This is a genomic window from Streptomyces anandii JCM 4720 (genome assembly GCF_014650655.1).
GTDB classification, from domain to species: domain Bacteria; phylum Actinomycetota; class Actinomycetes; order Streptomycetales; family Streptomycetaceae; genus Streptomyces; species Streptomyces anandii.
In genome coordinates this window covers 659-2884 of record NZ_BMVJ01000019.1, presented here as the reverse complement: position 1 = coordinate 2884, position 2226 = coordinate 659, and the positions used below count along the sequence as shown (strand labels likewise).

Genomic DNA, 2226 nt, shown 5'->3' with positions numbered 1-2226 from the left:
GCCGACGGACTCCTTCTGGCGATGTCCGAAGGCTTTCCCCGCGACCGGGCCGACCAGCTCGCGGCCGTCGCGTCCGGTCTGACCTCGCTGACCGCCGGTGCCTCGCGCATCTTCGAGGGCGGCAGCGTGAACCAGACGGTTGTGGAGATGGAGCGGGGATTCCTCTTCATCATGTCCATCTCCGACGGTTCGTCGCTCGCGGTTCTGGCACACCCGGAGGCGGACATCGGCCTCATTGGGTACGAGATGGCCCTTCTGGTCGACCGTGCGGGCACGGTTCTGACGCCGGACCTCCGCGCGGAGCTCCAGGGGAGCCTTCTCAACTAACAGACAGACGGTGCGTTTTGGCGTCCCGGGGCCGTAAGGTTTCGGGACGCGGCTTCCCACAGGGTTGGGTGCCCGGCACAGTCGGAGGAGGAGAGAAAGTGGCAACACCCCCAGGCGGTTCCCATTCGGGCAACTGGTCGTACGGCCCTGCCCAGGGCCAAGGCCAGGGCGACGGTTCGGCGAACCGGTACGACTTCCCCTCCGCCCCGCACCACCGGCAGCCGTACGCGCCGCAGGGCCCCGGCCCTTCGCCGTACGACCAGCCGCCGGCGCCGCGCATCCAGCCGGTGCAGCCGCAGCGACGTACCCCTGAGCCGGCGCCCGCGGGGGCGTCGAACAACCCCCTGGTCCGCCCGTACGCCATGACGGGCGGCCGTACCAGGCCGCGGTACCAGCTCGCCATCGAGGCGCTGGTGCACACCACGGCGCAGCCGCACCAGATGCAGGGCCAGCTGCCCGAACATCAGCGGATCTGCAATCTGTGCCGCGAGATCAAGTCGGTGGCCGAGGTCTCGGCCCTGCTGACGATCCCTCTCGGCGTGGCCAGGATCCTCGTCGCCGACTTGGCGGAGGCGGGCCTGGTCGCCATCCATCAGCCCGGCGGCGACGAGAACGCCGGTGGCCAGCCAGACGTGACACTGCTCGAAAGGGTGCTCAGTGGACTTCGCAAGCTCTAGCGGCGGTCCTTCCCGCTCCACCACCTCCGCGAAGATCGTGGTGGCGGGCGGCTTCGGCGTGGGCAAGACCACGTTCGTCGGCGCCGTCTCGGAGATCAACCCGCTGCGCACGGAGGCCGTCATGACGTCTGCTTCGGCGGGCATCGACGACCTCACCCACACCGGGGACAAGACCACGACGACCGTGGCCATGGACTTCGGCCGTATCACCCTGGACCAGGACCTGATCCTCTACCTGTTCGGCACGCCCGGCCAGGACCGGTTCTGGTTCATGTGGGACGACCTGGTGCGCGGCGCCATCGGCGCGATCGTCCTGGTCGACACCCGGCGTCTGGCCGACTGCTTCCCCGCGGTCGACTACTTCGAGAACAGCGGCCTGCCGTTCGTCATCGCCCTCAACGGCTTCGACGGCCAGCAGCCCTACACCCCGGAGGAAGTCCGCGAGGCGCTGCAGATCGGCCCGGACGCCCCCATCATCACCACCGACGCCCGGCACCGCGCGGACGCCAAGTCGGCACTGATCACGCTGGTCGAGCACGCGCTGATGGCGCGGCTGCGCTGAACTCGGCACCTGGGCTGCCCCTTACGGTCACAGGCCGTCTGCGGGCAGCTCGTGGTTCGCCGCGCAGTTCCCCGCGCCCCAAGACGTTCCCGGCGTCCCTCAAGCAGCAAAGGGCCCCTCTCTTTCGAGAGGGGCCCTTCGTGATGTCCTGCGCTCAGTGCCAGCTGTGCGGGGCGCGGAAGCCGTTCTCGCGCTCCAGGCGGCGCCAGCCGGCCCGGGCGCGGCCGCGGTGGGCCGGGGTGGTGTCGGCGGGGCGGGCCGCCGCGCGGGCCAGCAGGAGGGCCGTGATGGCGGCGACCTCCTCGGGCTCGGCGTGGCCCTTCTCTACGCGGATGTCAGGAGTGTCCATGAGTGTCAGTCTCCGTGGCTGAGTGGTCCGCGGGGTTGCCGCGGTGCGTCCGCCGGGTTACGGCGGCCGGTGGCCGTTACTGCGGGGGGTTGCCGTGCTTGCGGGAGGGCAGGTCGGCGTGCTTGGTGCGCAGCATCGCCAGACCCCGGACCAGGACCTCGCGGGTGTCGGCCGGGTCGATGACGTCGTCCACCAGGCCGCGCTCGGCGGCGTAGTAGGGGTGCATCAGCTCGGCCTTGTACTCCTTGACCATCTTCTGCCGCATGGCCTCGGGGTCCTCGGCCTCGGCGATCTGCCGGCGGAAGATGACG

At 70.3% G+C, this 2226-nt stretch carries 5 protein-coding genes; 3 read left to right on the top strand and 2 right to left on the bottom strand.

The window, feature by feature from the left end; genetic code table 11:
- From IE249_RS27485 to IE249_RS27475, 3 genes are all read left to right on the top strand, one after another.
- Window positions 1-327: roadblock/LC7 domain-containing protein (locus IE249_RS27485; RefSeq protein ID WP_229859382.1), on the top strand; the 327-nt coding region annotated here is incomplete at its 5' end.
- Between the two features lie 98 nt (window positions 328-425).
- A complete protein-coding gene (locus IE249_RS27480; protein ID WP_189708965.1) occupies window positions 426-1004 on the top strand; it encodes a DUF742 domain-containing protein in 579 nt (192 codons plus the stop codon).
- Window positions 985-1566 carry a GTP-binding protein gene (locus IE249_RS27475; protein ID WP_189708963.1) on the top strand — a complete coding sequence of 194 codons (582 nt, stop codon included), beginning with the start codon at window positions 985-987 and terminating at the stop codon, window positions 1564-1566. Before IE249_RS27480 ends, IE249_RS27475 begins: the two co-directional genes overlap by 20 nt.
- Before the next feature lie 154 nt (window positions 1567-1720).
- Here IE249_RS27475 and IE249_RS27470 read toward each other — a convergent pair whose 3' ends face one another.
- Complete coding sequence (locus IE249_RS27470; RefSeq protein ID WP_189708961.1) at window positions 1721-1915, bottom strand: acyl-CoA carboxylase epsilon subunit; 195 nt, start codon at window positions 1913-1915, stop codon at window positions 1721-1723.
- Window positions 1916-1991: 76 nt separating this feature from the next.
- Window positions 1992-2226: carboxyl transferase domain-containing protein (locus IE249_RS38665; RefSeq protein WP_308434403.1), on the bottom strand; the 235-nt coding region annotated here is incomplete at its 5' end.